The sequence below is a fragment of the Pseudomonas sp. Marseille-P9899 genome, from assembly GCF_903166565.1.
Taxonomy (GTDB): Bacteria; Pseudomonadota; Gammaproteobacteria; order Pseudomonadales; family Pseudomonadaceae; genus Aquipseudomonas; species Aquipseudomonas huaxiensis.
Genome location: NZ_CAESCG010000004.1, coordinates 329,392 through 344,186 on the forward strand (window position 1 = coordinate 329,392; position 14,795 = coordinate 344,186).

The 14,795-nt window shown below is 60.3% G+C and carries 13 protein-coding genes and 1 pseudogene; 8 read left to right on the plus strand and 6 right to left on the minus strand.

Features of this window, described 5'->3' with window-relative positions:
* Positions 1 to 3: 3 nt before the first annotated feature.
* Positions 4 to 303, minus strand: a complete 300-nt coding sequence (locus HWV67_RS21290) for a metal-sensing transcriptional repressor (RefSeq protein ID WP_032894820.1) — start codon at positions 301 to 303, stop codon at positions 4 to 6.
* Between the two features lie 513 nt (positions 304 to 816).
* Between HWV67_RS21290 and HWV67_RS21295 the strand changes: the two genes are divergently transcribed.
* Both HWV67_RS21295 and HWV67_RS21300 read left to right on the plus strand, forming a co-directional pair.
* Entirely contained in the window at positions 817 to 1,554 is a 738-nt protein-coding gene (locus HWV67_RS21295; RefSeq protein WP_042561596.1) for a HupE/UreJ family protein, read from the plus strand.
* A gap of 12 nt (positions 1,555 to 1,566) precedes the next feature.
* Entirely contained in the window at positions 1,567 to 2,214 is a 648-nt protein-coding gene (locus tag HWV67_RS21300; RefSeq protein ID WP_042561595.1) for a hypothetical protein, read from the plus strand.
* Positions 2,215 to 2,256: 42 nt separating this feature from the next.
* On the opposite strand, the gene HWV67_RS21305 is transcribed toward HWV67_RS21300, so the two are convergent.
* From HWV67_RS21305 to HWV67_RS21320, 4 genes are all read right to left on the minus strand, one after another.
* Entirely contained in the window at positions 2,257 to 2,541 is a 285-nt protein-coding gene (locus HWV67_RS21305; protein ID WP_155401175.1) for a hypothetical protein, read from the minus strand.
* 102 nt (positions 2,542 to 2,643) lie between these two features.
* Positions 2,644 to 3,732, minus strand: a complete 1,089-nt coding sequence (locus HWV67_RS21310; RefSeq protein WP_042561594.1) for a UvrD-helicase domain-containing protein — start codon at positions 3,730 to 3,732, stop codon at positions 2,644 to 2,646.
* Positions 3,725 to 5,323, minus strand: coding sequence for an ATP-dependent nuclease (locus tag HWV67_RS21315; RefSeq protein WP_042561593.1), 1,599 nt, complete (start codon positions 5,321 to 5,323; stop codon positions 3,725 to 3,727). The genes HWV67_RS21310 and HWV67_RS21315 overlap by 8 nt, the downstream gene beginning before the upstream one ends.
* A 42-nt stretch (positions 5,324 to 5,365) precedes the next feature.
* On the minus strand, positions 5,366 to 6,424 hold the full coding sequence (locus HWV67_RS21320; RefSeq protein ID WP_042561592.1) for a hypothetical protein: 1,059 nt from the start codon (positions 6,422 to 6,424) through the stop codon (positions 5,366 to 5,368).
* Between the two features lie 305 nt (positions 6,425 to 6,729).
* Between HWV67_RS21320 and HWV67_RS21325 the strand changes: the two are divergent.
* Positions 6,730 to 7,044, plus strand: a pseudogene (locus tag HWV67_RS21325) (thymidylate synthase); the annotation flags it as partial.
* Between the two features lie 53 nt (positions 7,045 to 7,097).
* Here the strand turns inward: HWV67_RS21325 and cadR are convergent.
* Positions 7,098 to 7,541, minus strand: coding sequence for a Cd(II)/Pb(II)-responsive transcriptional regulator (cadR, locus tag HWV67_RS21330; RefSeq protein WP_175652659.1), 444 nt, complete (start codon positions 7,539 to 7,541; stop codon positions 7,098 to 7,100).
* An 84-nt stretch (positions 7,542 to 7,625) separates the two neighbouring features.
* On the opposite strand from cadR, the gene HWV67_RS21335 reads away from it, so the two are divergent.
* The 5 genes from HWV67_RS21335 to HWV67_RS21355 all read left to right on the plus strand — a co-directional run bounded on the left by HWV67_RS21335 (position 7,626) and on the right by HWV67_RS21355 (position 14,781).
* Positions 7,626 to 9,911 carry a heavy metal translocating P-type ATPase gene (locus HWV67_RS21335; RefSeq protein ID WP_175652660.1) on the plus strand — a complete coding sequence of 762 codons (2,286 nt, stop codon included), beginning with the start codon at positions 7,626 to 7,628 and terminating at the stop codon, positions 9,909 to 9,911.
* An 8-nt stretch (positions 9,912 to 9,919) separates the two neighbouring features.
* Positions 9,920 to 10,789: a LysR family transcriptional regulator gene (locus HWV67_RS21340; RefSeq protein ID WP_175652661.1), complete on the plus strand. Its 870-nt coding sequence runs from the start codon at positions 9,920 to 9,922 to the stop codon at positions 10,787 to 10,789.
* 129 nt (positions 10,790 to 10,918) lie between these two features.
* Positions 10,919 to 11,983 carry a putative 2-aminoethylphosphonate ABC transporter ATP-binding protein gene (locus tag HWV67_RS21345; RefSeq protein WP_175652662.1) on the plus strand — a complete coding sequence of 355 codons (1,065 nt, stop codon included), beginning with the start codon at positions 10,919 to 10,921 and terminating at the stop codon, positions 11,981 to 11,983.
* A gap of 1 nt (position 11,984) precedes the next feature.
* Positions 11,985 to 13,709, plus strand: a complete 1,725-nt coding sequence (locus HWV67_RS21350; protein WP_175652663.1) for a putative 2-aminoethylphosphonate ABC transporter permease subunit — start codon at positions 11,985 to 11,987, stop codon at positions 13,707 to 13,709.
* A 46-nt stretch (positions 13,710 to 13,755) separates the two neighbouring features.
* Entirely contained in the window at positions 13,756 to 14,781 is a 1,026-nt protein-coding gene (locus HWV67_RS21355) for a putative 2-aminoethylphosphonate ABC transporter substrate-binding protein (RefSeq protein ID WP_175652664.1), read from the plus strand.
* Positions 14,782 to 14,795 lie beyond the last annotated feature (14 nt).

Sequence of the window (14,795 nt, forward strand, 5' to 3'; positions counted from 1 at the left end):
GACCTAGAGGTACTTGGTGATTTGCTTGAAAGCTTCCAGTGGTGCGCGTTCGCCATTGCCTAGCGCCGAAACGGTGTCCTCCAGGCAGTGATCAATGTGATCCTGGATGAGCGTACGTTTGGCCTGGCACACTGCTTTTTCAACCGCATGCAGCTGCTGGGCGATGTCCACGCACTCACGACCCTCTTCGATCATGGTGATGATGCCGCGTAAATGCCCATCCGCCCGTTTGAGACGTTTGATGATCGCCTCATGACTTTGGTGGGTGTGGGGATGGCTGTGTTCGTGTTCGTGCTCACTCATGACTTGAGCCTCAGGCCTCAATGAATTACGCTGGCATCCTATCCCCCCTAGGGGGATGTGGTCAAACGCGTAAAAGCCCTATAAACCGAGTTGAAACCCTAACGCCATGTTCAGCAGAACACTGACAACTACGGTGGTAATCGCGCTGGCTCTCGCCATGTTAGTGGCTTGGGCCGGGCATACCTATTCGTTATCAGTGGCGTCGAAACAGCCAGCCTGGGAGATCACGCAAGACGCCCATCACTCCCACGGCGAAGAGGCTTCATCCAGCTATTCGAGTCTTTCAGATCACTACCATTCGCCATTGACCCCTGATCACCAGCACGAAACACCGCAACTCACAGCGGCGTTGATGCTGGCGACATCCCCAATGCTATCCATCCGGGTCGATGCGCTTCGACACTCTGTTCCCCTGCCGCCGATATTCTTGATCGAGCGTCCACCCCGTCCTTCGTTCGCATCTTGACCTTGGCCGCACTGCGGCCTTCGATCTCTGCAACGTAGGATTGATCTATGCATCCGTACTCGATGAGCGGCGCCGGCGCGTTTACTACGCCTTTGCACCGCCCCGTATTGCTGTTGTTTTTACTTGTCGCTGCACTTTTCCTGGGAATGCCCGAGGCGATGGCTCACGCCGTAGCGGAAGGTGACAAAGGCTTCATCCAGGAAAGCTCCGGCGTCATGTTGCTGCCCTTCATCTACATGGGCGCCAAGCACATGATGACCGGATACGACCACCTGCTGTTTTTGTTCGGGGTGATCTTCTTCCTCTATCGCCTGAAAGACGTGGGGCTGTATGTCACGCTGTTCGCTGTAGGCCATTCGGTCACGCTGCTGCTTGGCGTACTTACAGAGGTCAGCATCAGCTCGTACATCATCGACGCCATCATCGGCTTCTCGGTGGTGTACAAGGCGCTCGACAACTTGGGCGCATTCCAGCGCTGGCTCGGTTTCCAACCCAACACCAAGGTGGCCACGCTGATCTTCGGCTTGCTCCACGGTTTTGGTCTGGCGACGAAGATCCAGGAGTACGAGATCTCGCCTGATGGCCTGATTCCGAACCTCATCGCCTTCAACGTCGGTGTTGAGATTGGCCAGTTGCTGGCCCTCAGCGCGATTCTCATTTTGATGGGTTATTGGCGGCGCACCGGCAGTTTCTGGCGCCACGCCTATACCGCCAACGTCGCCATGATGAGTGCCGGTTTCCTGCTGATGGGTTACCAGATCACCGGCCTGTTTGTCTCCGTGTAAGGAATTCTGACCATGTTTAATACTCCGCTTCCGACTGTTAATGAATTGCCAAGCACTCGCAAACTGGTGCGCTCCACTGTTATTGCCCTGCTGACTGCGGTCGGCCTGCTGGTGACAGTGGTTATGCCTTCGGAATATGCCGTCGATCCAACGGGTGTGGGCCGAGCACTGGGACTGACCCAAATGGGCGAATTGAAGATCATCCTTGCTCAGGAAGCTTTGGCGGATGCCGCGCCACCGCAAGCTGCTACTCCAGCTCCAGCTCCAGCTCCGCAGGTTGCGCAAGTCCAGCCTATTGCGAAACCTGTTACTCAGCCGGCGCCCACACCCACTTCAGCTTTGAAGACTAATCAAATGAGCGTCACGCTCAAGCCAGGTGAAGGGACGGAAATAAAGCTCGAAGTCTTGAATGGCAAGTCTGTTAGCTACGAATGGACTGCGGTTGGCGGGCCTGTGAACTTCGATACCCATGGCGAACCTTACAACGGTGAGAAGGGTTACTTCCACAGCTACAGCAAGGGCAAGCAGGTCAAAAGTGACAAGGGTGAATTTACCGCCATTTTTGACGGCACCCATGGTTGGTTTTGGCGTAATCGCAGCAACAGCGACGTGACCATCGCACTGAAAACAACCGGCGATTACTTGAGCGTCAAACAGTAATTCGAAACAGCGATGGCTGTCCTACTGCCGAAAATTCACCGTTCAGCCTGCCCCCAGACCATTTATCAACTTTTGAAGAGTCCTTCCATGAAAACCCCAACCACTCTGGTTCGTTCTATGCTCCTGATCTGCTTCTTCGGCCTGATGACGGCATGCGGTGGTGGTGAGAAAGTAGAAACCTCCGACAAAGCTGAGCACGGACATTCCCACGAATAACCCCATAAAAACAAGGCCGCAAATGCGGCCTTGTTTTTTCTGCGTGACGAAAAATTTTTGCCTGACATCCTGCAAAAAAATGACTGTTTTGGGTCGATTGCTGGTAGTCACGTATGGCAGCTAATGGCCGATCAGGGTCGGCCAGCGGGCTGGTCAAATCCGACGCAAGCGACTGGTCAAGTCGAATGCAAATGGGTGGTCAAGTCCATGCAATTACTCAGCGGCGACAGTTGGATGCCAATAGGGGATCTGTGAGGCCCCTGGCTTATCCAAGACAATCGCCACGCTTTGCTCGGCCCGTGTGACCGCCACATAGAAATCGGCTGCGGAGAGGGGCAGGAGATACTCCCCTTTGCTGATGAACTTGCCGATAGGTTCGGTTGGATAAATCAGCACGCGGTTGAAGGTCTGCCCTTTGGATACCCCAAAGTTCATGTAGTTGAGGTCGAACTCCGTCCCCGAGCGAATGCTGTTGCGCAGGCACTGGGGTTGGAATGTCTCAACGTACTGACGGACGTGAGTCTTTCTCACGAGGAAAACGCCGTCGTGGGGTGTGATCGCGTGATTCTGTGAGGTCGTTTCCGGAAACTCCCAGATTGCCTCGAAGATGGTGTCGGAAAAGGTAGCTATTGTCTGGCAGCACCTCCATGTGACAGAGCTGTAGTTGATTTCCAGGCGGCCTGCTTTCTGCTGTTTTTTGAACCATGCAATGGATTTCGAGTAGGCAAAGGCCTTCTTCATTTGACCACGAGGATTGGTGGACAAGACTGCCTGCCGGACGTCCCCGACGAGCCGTATCTCAATGCGTGTGCCGAACAGCGCCTCCAGGATGTCCCAGTCGTAACCTGAAAGATCCTGAACCTCGTCGATGAGTATTTCGTCGTAAAGGCATTCGAGGCGTTGAATCAAGGCCCCGCCGCTTTGGCCAATCAGTTGGTGGGCCAAGCGTGCTAATTCCTTCGCATACACACTGTCCGACGAATCGAAAAATCGATTCTCACCGCTGGCATATCGTCCTGGATCACCTTCGAAATTGAAGCCCCTGCAGCGCTTGCCGGGGAAGGCGAATGGGACGAAGGGTTTGACGAAATGACGCAGCAAAAAGCTGAACCAGCCAGAGACTTCCAAGCCGGGTCGGTCTCCGGCATACCGCCTTACGCGCTCGCGCAACTCGATCTGATTGGCCTGGGCGAAGGTGATGAGCAGAACTTTGCGATCGGCTGCTAATGCTTTGCAATGCTCCACCAGGCCTTGAGTCTTGCGAGCACCCGCAACTGCCAGGGTCAGGTAGTTTTTAGCCATGAATGAACGCCGCAGCCGCAGCCATATATGGTGGCGGTGTGACCGTCTCCTTGGATTTGGCGATGAGAAGTGCTGCTTCCGTTTTTTCTCTCGACATCCATTTCTCAAGGCTGGCCCTATCAGTGGCCCCAAGAATATTGCGCAGAGACTCTTCGCTGTTGCACGCCCTCAATTGTGGTTCCAATGTCCTGCCCGCTTCCTTTGCACCAATAAAGAGTTCGCGCTTTCCTGTTTCGAGCAGTTCGCTGACAGTTTCCTTAAGGGTTTCTGGGTCTTCCCCGTCGTTGTCTCGAAGCACTGCAACTGGGCGATCGATGGCAGTACACAGTTCCAGGCAGCGCTTCAATGTCAGTCCGTGCATGCTCATCACATCAATCCCCAGCTCCATCGGGTGCTTACCGTAGAGGTCTTTGAAGAAGCGCTCAAACAAGATCTCGTCCGAGGGGCCTTCCACCAGGACGAGCTTGTGAGCCAGTACCATACGCAACGTGTCGAAGCCTGGCAGCTTTTGGAAATAGCCGACGGTGTCCGGATCAAGCGTCTCGATGTGAGATGCCTTGCCGCGATGCAGGAGGAGCAAGGAGCTCAGGCCGAGCCGATTTAGCACATAGGCACTGTGAGTCGAGATGAACAGCTGACGCTCGCCTGCAGCTTCCTCGATGCGCGACAGCAGCGTGGTCAAACTCGTATGCGACAGATGGTTTTCTGGCTCTTCGATCATCACGATGCTGGTGTGCTCGGACAGGCGCTGCATGGCCAGCGAAATCTTGATTGAGGCTTGCTGCCCTTGGCCTGCCAGCGCGAAAGGCACATGATCCACATGTGGTGTGACCGACCCCTCCCAGGAGGATTGAGCGCTTTGATCCATGGCCAGGGCCATCACCTGGTTATCCAGTGGCGCTCGAATATCCTTGAGGCGATCATTCACGCCACCCAGGGAGTTAGAGGTCATGGACTCTTTGATCTCGCGGTAATGCTGGGATATCTTGGCTTTCTCGCCCGGCTCCAAGTGGTCACTTAGGATTTGGCGCAGGTGGTAGTCGACGCCCGAGGTCGAGCGGACGGTACGGGAATCGATAGTCGCTACGGCTAGCTGCCGGGGGCGCCTAGTCAGTACTTCATCCCCAAAGGTACGCCATTCAATCTTGTAGTACTCGACGGGGATCAGCGCGCTGGGGTTGATACGCCACTGGGTAAGTTCCTCGTCATATTCAGGGTTGGGAATGACCTTGAATGAGATGCCAGGGCAGGCATTTGTCTTCCTGTCGCTATTGATCGCGCCACAGAGGAATTGCAGCTCTGGCCGATTTTCGAGGAAAAGCTCAATCAGAATTTCTGGTAGAGCTGGGTTTTCATCCCAATCGCAATTATCTAGAAATTGATTAACCAGCTCTTTGTTGAACCAATAGGGGTTCAACTCCTCCTGAGCGGAGCGACCACCGATACGCCCGTTGAGCGCGAGACCAATTGCCTCCATCAGGGTCGACTTCCCCGCGTCATTACCGCCCACAAGGATGTTGAGATCCCTGTTGGGCAGCAGCGTGAAGTCGCCGTAGATCCGATAGCCCTGGATTTTGATCTTCGTGATCATCTGCTGTCCTTACATGGAAGGGATGTCCGATTAGTCGGTGCATTACTCATAGTGGAGCTCACCAAATAGTCCGATCATGAGGTCGCCGTCCAGGATCTCAAAAGGTAGGGTGACGTACTGATCTCGATGGCGAGGTAGCGCCTTTCCATCGTGCGGTGCGTTCTTCGTGTGCCCTTGAACCTTTTCCCCGTTCTCCTTGATATAGGGAAGCACGACGATCCGGCCATGGTTCTTGGATAAGATCGTTCCCTCGTACCACAAGGTGTTTCCTTCATCGCTGCTGGACTCGCCACCCGTGTTTTTCAGCACCCACCGTGGCACCCCGTCGTCCTCATACCAGAACACGAAGCCACCGCAGACCACTACTCTCTGGCCGCGCATCCTCGCCTCGGCAAGCATTTGCTTGACGCTCGCTAACTGCAGCAGCTGATTGGCCCTGGGAAGAAGCAGTGCCCGAATCTGTGCTTTCGTTCTCCCCCAGTGATCTGCTCCCGAAAGACCGAATCCTTTGGCTGTCACCTCTCGCAGGCAAATCTGCGAGCGTTTGGGAGACAAGGCTCCGATCTGTTCCCACGTCTGGTCTTCGGTACGACGAAGGCACATGTTGAATCTCGGGATGGCAACTATCTCCAGGTAAGGAGCGCGCTCAAGCTCCTGGTAGAGGGGTTGTCGCAAGCTTTCCATCGTATTGTGCAGTTCCAGCTCCTGCATGTTGGGACGGGGCAAATGGGCGTTTCGCTTGATTGCTTCGCGCTCCATGAGCTCTTCTTCTGCGTGGATGCGACGCGCTGCTGTCAGGGCCTTCTCGACTTTTAGGGCGGTCGAGCTCTGAAGCACAGGATCCGGTACCGCCTGAGCTACCAGTTCACTGGTTCGGCTGTTGAATTCGTCCGCAGCTTCTATGGCCTCCTCGTAGGAGGTGAAAACAGCCGCCCTCGCATGGCCACTGCCGTTATCGTAGGAGTAGCGCTTCCAGGACAGCTGAGACTCGGGGAAGAGCTTGAGTGCCCGCAACTGCCATGTCCATCCGATGCTGAATTGCCGGAACGGAAGGACGGCCAGGGTGGGCATTGAGTGGTATGGCATCTGATCTAGGCGCATCGACTCTCCCTGCTTTATTGCGCCTTAGCGTCTGCGGAAGCGCTGGAGCTTAGTCTGGGGAGATAGATTCCCCCGACATTATGGATAGCACATTGCCAGGGTGAGTCAACTTCTTGGCTGCAGGCCCCGTATTTCGGGGGCTTCAGGAGAAAGGGAACTGCGGGCGGGACTTAAAAAAACTGGTGGTTTATCCAGCATTAGGGGTTGCGCAGGTAATGTGCAAAAGCTATAATGCACATATACCAAGTTGCTTGGAAGGCATTACAAGTCAGCGTAATGTGCAGTAAAGGTGGGGGGTGAAGCTATTGGGCACGCCGTTCAACCTTACCGAAGGCGCTGCGCTGCTGTCGCTGGTGGGTCGCCTGACCGGCTACACGCCGCGCTGGTTCACCTATTTCATCGGTGACGCGCACGTCTACGAGAACCACCTGGACATGCTCAACGAGCAGATGCGCCGCGAGCCGCTGGCAGCGCCGAAGCTGGTGATCAGTGACCGCGTGCCGGAGTTCGCCAAGACCGGTGTCTACGAGCCGGAGTGGCTGGAGAAGATCGAACCGAGCGACTTCAGCCTGGAAGGGTATGAGCACCATCCGCCGCTGACGGCGCCGATGGCGGTTTAACACTGCCGCAGTTGGAGCTGGCTTGCCAGCTCCAACTGGGTTCGTGGCCAGCCTCAATGCCCGTGGCTTCTTCCCACATGCGAATGCTCCGTCTCCGGCACTGAAACCGCCCCATTCACCTCCAGCCTTTCCAGAATCGCGCAATGCTCGCCTTCGGCCTGACAGCGCCGACGCAGTTCTACCAACTGCTCCTGCAACGCCATCAATCCGTCGATCCGCGCCTGTACATGGTCGATATGCTCGTCGATCAGCGCGTTGACGCTCCCGCATTGGTCCTGCGGGCTGTCCCGCAGTCGCAGCAGGCTGCGGATTTCTTCGAGGGTCATGTCCAGCGTCCGGCAGTTGCGGATGAAGGTCAGCCGCTCGACATGGGCCTGGGTGTAGACCCGGTAGTTGCCGTCGCTGCGCGCCGGTTCCGGCAGCAGGTTTTCACGCTCGTAGTAACGGATGGTTTCCACCGCGCAGTCGGTGGCCTTGGCCAGTTCGCCGATCTTCATCTGCAAATACCTCGACAGGTTGCTTGACCCTATAGTGGCTACAGGGTGTTCACTTGGCAACAGGACATTTAGGGACAAACCTTCATGAATCAGCCTGTCAGCTCAGATTCACTCAAAAAGCCACACGATCACGACCATAGCCAGCACGATCATGCGCATGAGCATAAGCACAGTTGCTGCGCGCCCAAACCGGCCGCGCATGCCCACGGTTGCTGCTCCGGCTCTTCTGAAGCTCCGGCGCTGATTCAGTTGCGCGAAAGCGCCAGTGCTGACGCCCGGCTCAGTCGTTTCCGCATCGAGGCCATGGACTGCCCGACCGAGCAGACGCTGATCCAGAACAAGCTGGGCAAGCTCGACGGCGTCGAGCAGCTTGAATTCAACCTGATCAACCGCGTCCTCGGCGTGCGCCACACGTTCGCCGACACCCAGGCCATCGAGCAGGCCATCGCCTCGCTCGGCATGCACGCCGAGCCAATGATCGCCAATACCAGCGAAGCCGCACCGGCCCCGGCGAAGAAGGCCTGGTGGCCGCTGGCGTTGTCCGGCGTTGCTGCGCTGGCTGCGGAAGTCGTCCACTTCACCAATGCCGCGCCGGAATGGGCGGTGGCTGCGCTCGCGCTGGTGGCCATCCTCGGCTGTGGTCTGGGCACCTACAAGAAGGGCTGGATCGCCCTGAAAAACCGCAACCTCAATATCAACGCGCTGATGAGCATCGCCGTGACCGGCGCTGTGCTGATCGGTCAATGGCCGGAAGCGGCCATGGTGATGGTGCTGTTCACCCTCGCCGAAGTGATCGAAGCCCGCTCGCTGGACCGTGCACGCAACGCCATCGGCGGCTTGATGCAATTGACCCCCGACGTGGCCACGGTGCAGCAGGCCGATGGCCAGTGGCGGGAAGTCGAGGTGGCGCAGGTGGCCCTGGGCGCTCGGGTGCGTTTGCGGCCGGGTGAGCGGGTCGGGCTGGATGGCGAGGTATTGAGCGGACAGTCCACGATTGACCAGGCGCCCATCACCGGTGAAAGCCTGCCGGTGGAAAAAGGCCCGGGGGACAAGGTTTTCGCCGGCACCATCAACCAGTCCGGCGAACTGGAATACCGCGTCACCGCCGCCGCCGGGCAATCGACCCTGGCCCGGATCATCCACGCCGTGGAAGAAGCCCAGGGCGCACGGGCGCCGACTCAACGCTTCGTCGATCAGTTCTCGCGCATCTACACGCCGGCGGTCTTCGCCTTTGCTCTGGCGGTGGCGGTGATTCCGCCATTGTTCATGGCCGGCGCCTGGTTCGACTGGATCTACCGCGCCCTGGTGCTGCTGGTGGTGGCCTGCCCATGTGCACTGGTGATTTCCACGCCGGTGACCATCGTCAGCGGCCTTGCCGCCGCGGCGCGCAAAGGCATTCTGATCAAGGGCGGCGTGTATCTGGAGGGTGGGCGCAAGCTGGACTTCCTCGCCCTCGACAAGACCGGCACCCTGACCCACGGCAAGCCGGTGCAGACCGACATGCAGGTGCTCGACACCCTGTTCGAAGACCGCGCCCAGCGCATCGCCGCCAGCCTCGCCTCCCGTTCCGATCACCCGGTGTCCATGGCCATTGCCCGGCACGCTGAGGAAAACGCGTTGGCGCTGGAGTCTGTGGATAACTTCCAGGCCCTGATGGGGCGTGGCGTCAGCGGTGAGGTCGGTGGCGTGAGCTATCACCTGGGTAACCACCGGTTGGTTGAAGAACTGGGACTGTGCTCGCCGCAACTGGAAGAAAAACTCGACGCCCTGGAGCGCCAGGGCAAGACCGTGGTGTTGCTGCTCGACAGCTCCGGCCCGCTGGCGCTGTTTGCCGTGGCCGACACGGTCAAGCAGAGCAGCCGCGAGGCCATCGCCGAACTGCATGAGCTGGGCATCCGCACCGTCATGCTGACCGGCGACAACCCGCACACCGCCGATGCGATTGCCGCCCAGGTCGGTATCGACGAAGCCCGCGGCAACCTGCTGCCGGCGGACAAGCTGGCGGCCATCGAAGAACTGTATGGCAAGGGGCACCGGGTCGGCATGGTCGGCGACGGTATCAACGACGCCCCGGCGCTGGCTCGCGCCGAAATCGGTTTTGCCATGGCCGCAGCCGGCACTGACACCGCCATCGAGACCGCCGACGTCGCGCTGATGGACGACGACTTGCGGAAAATCCCGGCCTTCGTCAGGCTCTCGCGGCAAAGCGCGGCGATCTTGGTGCAGAACATCGTTCTGGCCCTGGGGATCAAGGCGATCTTCCTGGCGATCACCTTCGCTGGCATGGCCACCATGTGGATGGCAGTGTTCGCGGACATGGGCGTCAGCCTGCTGGTGGTCTTCAACGGGCTCCGGCTGTTGAGAAAGTAAGAGGTTGTATGTTGAGTTCCGAGCTGAAGGCGTTTTTCATGGTGGCCCGCCTGGGCAGCATCACCCTTGCCGCGAAGAAGCTCGGGCTCAGCCAGCCCACCGTCACCACGCAGATCCGCAACCTGGAAAGCAGCTACGGCGTCGAGCTGTTCTACCGTGGTGGCCGACGCCTGGCGCTGAGCGAAGACGGCGCGCGGCTGCTGCCGATGGTCAAGGTGCTGTTGCAGCAAGAGGCCGATATCGAGTTCTTCCTGCGCAACAGCGGGCTGGGGCAGGGCGCATTACGGGTGGCGGCGACGGCGCCGTACTACATCCTTGATCTGGTGAAGATCTTCCGCGAACGTCTGCCGCAGGTGGAGGTGTCGGTGGAAATCGGCAACTCCCAGCAAGTGCTGGAGCTGCTGGAGGATTACCGGGTGGATGTGGCGGCGTCCTCGCAGTTGCTGGAAGACACCCGGCTGGTGCGGCGGATACTGGGCACCGATCCGCTGGTGGTGGCGGTGCACCGCAGCCATCCGCTGGCGTCGCGCGATTCGATCCCGCTGGCGGCGCTGGCCGGGCATTGCCTGTTGATGCGCGAGCAGGGCTCGACGACCCGCAAACTGACCGAGCAGATGCTGGAGGATGCCGGCGTCAAACCGGGCGCCTTGCTGGAGATTGGCAGCCGCGAGTCGATTCGCGAAGCGGTGCTCCGGAATATCGGCATCAGCATCATTGCCCGGCATGAAGTGCCGCATAACCCGGAGTTGCGGGTGATCTGCCTGGAAGGGGCGCCGGTGATGCATGAGTATCTGTATTGCTTGAAGGAGCGGCGTCAGGCGCGGTTGCCGGCGGCGTTTCTGGGATTGGCGCAGGAGATGTCGGCGCTGGAGTCCTGATTCTTCTTTGCCCTTGAGGCCCCCAAACAAAATCTGCCAATACCACTATCACCAGCTTTTGCCCCAACGCCACAGAACCTTCTTAAACCCTCCCTAGCATGACCCTCATCTGTACGGTGAGGTCCTGTCATGAACAACACGCTCGCAAATCCCGGCGCCCAGTTGCGCGTTCGCGGTATCCACAAGCGCTTCGGCGCGTTCACGGCGTTGAACGATGTCTCTCTCGATGTCGCCGCCGGCGAACTGGTCTGCCTGCTTGGCCCATCTGGCTGCGGCAAGACCACGCTGCTGCGCTGCATCGCCGGGCTCGAGCGCCAGGACCGCGGCGAACTGAGCATCGGTGAGCGTGATATCTCCACCTTGCCGCCTCAAGCCCGTGACTACGGCATCCTGTTTCAGTCCTACGCGCTGTTCCCCAACCTCACCGTCGAAGCCAATATCGCCTACGGCCTGGCGGGCGCTGGGCGCAATGAGGTGCGCCAGCGCGTCGGCCAGATGCTGGAACTGGGGGGCCTGACCGGCAGCGAGAAGAAATACCCCGGCCAGCTTTCCGGTGGCCAGCAACAACGTGTGGCCCTGGCTCGTGCCTTGGCGCCGGCCCCTTCGCTGTTGCTGCTGGACGAGCCGATGTCCGCGCTCGACGCCCGGGTCCGCGAACACCTCTGCACTGAGCTGCGCCAACTTCAACGCCAACTCGGCATTACCACCCTGATGGTGACCCACAACCAGGACGAGGCCATGTTGATGGCCGACCGCATCGCCGTGATGAACAACGGTCAGGTCGAGCAGTACGCCACCGCCCAGGAAATCTACGACAAGCCGGCCACGCCGTTCGTCGCCGAGTTCATCGGCCAGGGCAACTGGCTGCCGTTCCAGCGCTGCAGTGACAGCCATGCCCAGGTTGGCGGCCTCAACCTGCGTCTGGCGCCCGGCGCGCGGGCGAGCGGCAGCGGTCGGTTGTTCTGCCGCCCCGAGGCGATCAGCGTCAACCCGATCGTGCATGAAGAAAACCTGTTCCCGGCGCGCCTGCGCGAGATCACCTTCCTCGGCAATCGCTGCCGCATGAGTTTCGAGCTGCACCAGTTGCCCGGTCATGCCCTGCTCGCCGAAGTGGCGCCAGAAGCCATGCCGCAACTGGGCTCGCAAGACATCTGGGTGGCGCTTCCGCCGCGCAGCCTCCAGGTGTTTGCCTGAGATGGCCGCGCCAATCGTCCTGCCGATCGCTCACGCGAAGGCCAGGTCGCGCAGCGGTGTTGCGTTCGGTGACCGTCTCTTCGTGGTCGGCGGCAAATGGCTGCTGCTGATCTTTCTCGCCATTTCGGTGCTGATGCCGCTGCTGGCGATCTTCTGGCGCGGCTTCAGCGGCGACGCCGGGCAAGGCGGCGGCCTGGTCGCAGCGCGCGCGCTGTTCGCCAGCGAAAACTTCCACTGGCTGCTCGGCAACAGTCTCAAGGTTTCCGTCAGCGTTGCGGCCATCGTCGTACCGCTGGCTTACCTGTTCGCCTACGCGCTGCAACGCACCCTGATTCCGGGCAAGGCCGTGTGGCGCGGGATTTCCCTGCTGCCGCTGCTGGCGCCGTCGATGTTGCCGGCCATCGCGCTGGTCTATCTGTTCGGTAACCAGGGGCTGCTGCGCGGGCTGCTCAGCGACAACATCTATGGTTTCTGGGGCATCGTGCTGGGCGAGGCGATCTACACCTTCCCGCATGCGCTGATGATTCTGCTGTCGGCCTTGTCGCTGGCCGATGCGCGCCTGTTCGACGCCGCGTCCAGCATGGGCGCCGGGCCGTGGCGGGCGTTTCACAGCATCACCTGGCCGGCCACCCGTCAGGCCGTGTTCGCCGCGTTCTGCCTGGTGTTCACCCTGACCATCACCGACTTCGGCGTGCCCGTCGTGGTCGGCGGCGATTATCAGGTGCTGGCGCTGGAAGCCTACAAGGCGGTGGTCGGACAGCAGCAGTTCGGTCGCGGCGCACTGATCGGCATGGTGCTGTTGATCCCGGCGCTGCTCAGCTTCGGCGTCGATGCCTGGCTGCGCCGCCGTCAGGGTGAGGCCATGAGCGGCCGGGCCCAGGTGTTCGAACCGGCTGTGTCGCGGCGTCGCGATGCCTGTTTCCTCGCCATTGTCCTGCTGGTCTGCGCCGTTCTGTTGCTGGTGGTGGGCATGGCGGTGTACTCGTCGCTGGTGAAGTTCTGGCCCTACAACCTGTCGCTGTCGCTCAAGCATTACCAGTTCGATGAAACCGCTGGCGGTGGCTGGCTGGCCTACCGCAACAGCCTGACCATGGCGGTCGGCACTGCACTGATCGGCAGCGTGGTGATCTTCAGCGGCGCCTACCTGATGGAGAAGACCCGCGGCCAGCGCGCCCTCAACCTGATCCTGCGCCTGCTCAGCTTTGTGCCGATGGCCGTGCCGGGGCTGGTGCTGGGCCTGGGCTACGTCTTCTTCTTCAACCTGCCGGGCAACCCGCTGCATGTGCTGTACGGAACCATGGTGCTGCTGGTGATGTGCACCGTCGCTCACTACCTGACCACCGCGCAGATGACCGCCACCACCGCCCTGCGCCAGCTCGACGGCGAGTTCGAAGCCGCCGCGTTGTCGCTGAAAGCGCCGCTGTACCGGCACTTCATGCGGGTCACCGTGCCGATCTGTCTGCCGGCGTTGCTGGACATCATTCGCTACCTGTTCGTCTCGGCGATGACCACGGTGTCGGCGGCGATCTTCCTCTACAGCCCGGACACCATCCTCGCCGCTGTCGCCGTGCTGAACATGGACGACGCCGGCAACGTCGGCGGCGCGGCCGCCATGTCGACCCTGATTCTGCTGACCAGCGCGGCCGTGTCGCTGCTGCTGGCCTGGGCCTCCCGTGGCCTGCTCAGCCGTTCCCAGGCCTGGCGCCAGCGCGCGCCGGGCCATTGATTGCGCCAACCCAACCTGACCAACGTCCCTTCAAAGGAACCGCATCATGTTCAAGCCACTCGCTCTTGCCGCTGCCGTCCTCTCCGCGTTCAGCCTGCAGGCCAGCGCCGCGCAGACCTCGCTGACGGTCTACACCGCGCTGGAAGCCGAACAGCTCAAGAGCTACAAGCAGGCGTTCGAAAAGGCCAACCCGGACATCGAGATCAAGTGGGTGCGTGATTCCACCGGGATCATCACCGCCAAGCTGCTGGCCGAGAAAGACCGCCCGCAGGCCGACGCCGTGTGGGGCCTGGCTGCATCGAGCCTGGCGATCCTCGATCAGCAAGGCATGCTGCAAAGCTACGCACCCAAGGACCTGGCCAAGATCGGCGGCAACTACCGTGACCCAGCCAACCCGCCGGCCTGGGTGGGCATGGACGTATGGGCCGCGACCATCTGCTTCAACACCGTCGAAGCCGAGAAGCAGGGCCTGAGCAAGCCAGTGAGCTGGCAGGACCTGACCAAGCCCGAGTACAAGGGCAAGATCGTCATGCCGAACCCGGCGTCGTCCGGCACCGGCTTCCTCGACGTCAGCGCCTGGCTGCAGACCTTCGGCGAGCCGCAGGGCTGGGCCTACATGGACGCCCTGCACCAGAACATCGGCCAGTACGTTCACTCCGGCTCCAAGCCGTGCAAGCTGGCAGCCGCCGGTGAGTTCCCGATCGGCATCTCCTTCGAATACCCGGCCGTGCAGCTCAAGCGCCAGGGCGCGCCGCTGGACATCGTGCTGCCGAAAGAAGGCCTGGGCTGGGAGATCGAGGCTACCGCCGTGATCAAGGGCACCCCGAACGAAGCGGCGGCCAAGCGCCTGGCCGACTTCTCCGCCAGCCCTGCGGCGATGGAGCTGTACAAGGAAAACTTCGCCGTGCTGGCTCAGCCGGGCATCGCCAAGCCGCAGACCGAACTGCCGGCGGACTACGAGCAGCGCCTGATCAAGAACGACTTCGCCTGGGCCTCGAAGAACCGCGACCAGATTCTGAGCGAGTGGCGCAAGCGGTATGACGGCAAGTCGGAGAAGGTTGCCCAGCAGTAACAAGCGGGGACCGC

Coding starts and splice junctions, on each gene's coding strand:
- HWV67_RS21290 (WP_032894820.1), bottom strand. CDS start 303: ATGAGTGAGCACGAACACGAACACAGCCATCCCCACACCCACCAAAGT.
- HWV67_RS21295 (WP_042561596.1), top strand. CDS start 817: ATGCATCCGTACTCGATGAGCGGCGCCGGCGCGTTTACTACGCCTTTG.
- HWV67_RS21300 (WP_042561595.1), top strand. CDS start 1,567: ATGTTTAATACTCCGCTTCCGACTGTTAATGAATTGCCAAGCACTCGC.
- HWV67_RS21310 (WP_042561594.1), bottom strand. CDS start 3,732: ATGGCTAAAAACTACCTGACCCTGGCAGTTGCGGGTGCTCGCAAGACT.
- HWV67_RS21315 (WP_042561593.1), bottom strand. CDS start 5,323: ATGATCACGAAGATCAAAATCCAGGGCTATCGGATCTACGGCGACTTC.
- HWV67_RS21320 (WP_042561592.1), bottom strand. CDS start 6,424: ATGCGCCTAGATCAGATGCCATACCACTCAATGCCCACCCTGGCCGTC.
- cadR (WP_175652659.1), bottom strand. CDS start 7,541: ATGAAGATCGGCGAACTGGCCAAGGCCACCGACTGCGCGGTGGAAACC.
- HWV67_RS21335 (WP_175652660.1), top strand. CDS start 7,626: ATGAATCAGCCTGTCAGCTCAGATTCACTCAAAAAGCCACACGATCAC.
- HWV67_RS21340 (WP_175652661.1), top strand. CDS start 9,920: ATGTTGAGTTCCGAGCTGAAGGCGTTTTTCATGGTGGCCCGCCTGGGC.
- HWV67_RS21345 (WP_175652662.1), top strand. CDS start 10,919: ATGAACAACACGCTCGCAAATCCCGGCGCCCAGTTGCGCGTTCGCGGT.
- HWV67_RS21350 (WP_175652663.1), top strand. CDS start 11,985: ATGGCCGCGCCAATCGTCCTGCCGATCGCTCACGCGAAGGCCAGGTCG.
- HWV67_RS21355 (WP_175652664.1), top strand. CDS start 13,756: ATGTTCAAGCCACTCGCTCTTGCCGCTGCCGTCCTCTCCGCGTTCAGC.